This is a genomic window from Mycobacterium sp. 1165196.3 (genome assembly GCF_001673415.1).
Lineage (GTDB): Bacteria > Actinomycetota > Actinomycetes > Mycobacteriales > Mycobacteriaceae > Mycobacterium > Mycobacterium europaeum_A.
The window spans coordinates 1-603 of sequence record NZ_LZLU01000225.1 but is presented as its reverse complement, the minus strand read 5'-3'; the positions used below and the strand labels follow the sequence as shown (position 1 = coordinate 603).

General features: G+C 69.0%; 2 pseudogenes. One reads left to right on the top strand and one right to left on the bottom strand.

The window, feature by feature from the left end:
• Positions 1 to 417, top strand: a pseudogene (locus A5659_RS22840) (hypothetical protein); the annotation flags it as partial.
• Position 418: 1 nt separating this feature from the next.
• Here A5659_RS22840 and A5659_RS22835 read toward each other — a convergent pair.
• Positions 419 to 603 (bottom strand): annotated as a pseudogene (locus tag A5659_RS22835) (hypothetical protein); the annotation flags it as partial.

The window sequence follows — 603 nt, the reverse complement described above, 5'->3', positions numbered from 1 at the left end:
CCGCCGCCGGCCCGCATCGTGCTGCTCTCCGACGGCGGCGAAAACAAGCCTTCCAATCCCAGCGATCCGCACGACGGCGTCTACACGGCGGCGCGGCTGGCCAAGGACGAGGGCGTGCCGATCTCGACGATCTCGTTCGGGACCAAGGGCGGCGAGATCGAGATGGACGGGCAACGCATCGCCGTCCCGGTCTCGACCGACCAGACCCTGCAGAAGATCTGCGAGATCACCGACGGCCAGTCGTTCCACGCCGACAGCCTGGACTCGCTGAAGAACGTGTACTCGACGCTGCAGCGCCAGATCGGCTACGAAACCGTGAAGGGCGACGCCAGCCTGGCCTGGATGCTGCTCGGCGCGTTCGTCCTGGCCGGCGCCATCCTGGCCGGGCTCCTGCTGAACCGCAGGCTGCCCGCCTGAGTCAGCTGGGCAGGCGCCGGTTGATCAGCAGTGCCAGCGCGGTCGCGATCAGGGCGGTCAGCACGGCCAGCCGCAGCCAGCCGGAGCTGCCCGGCCCCGGCACCGTGCGGTAGCCGATCTCGTTCTCGATGGCGTTGTAGCTCTTTTCCAGCTCGCCCAGGGTGGTGGCGGTGTACGACTGCCCGC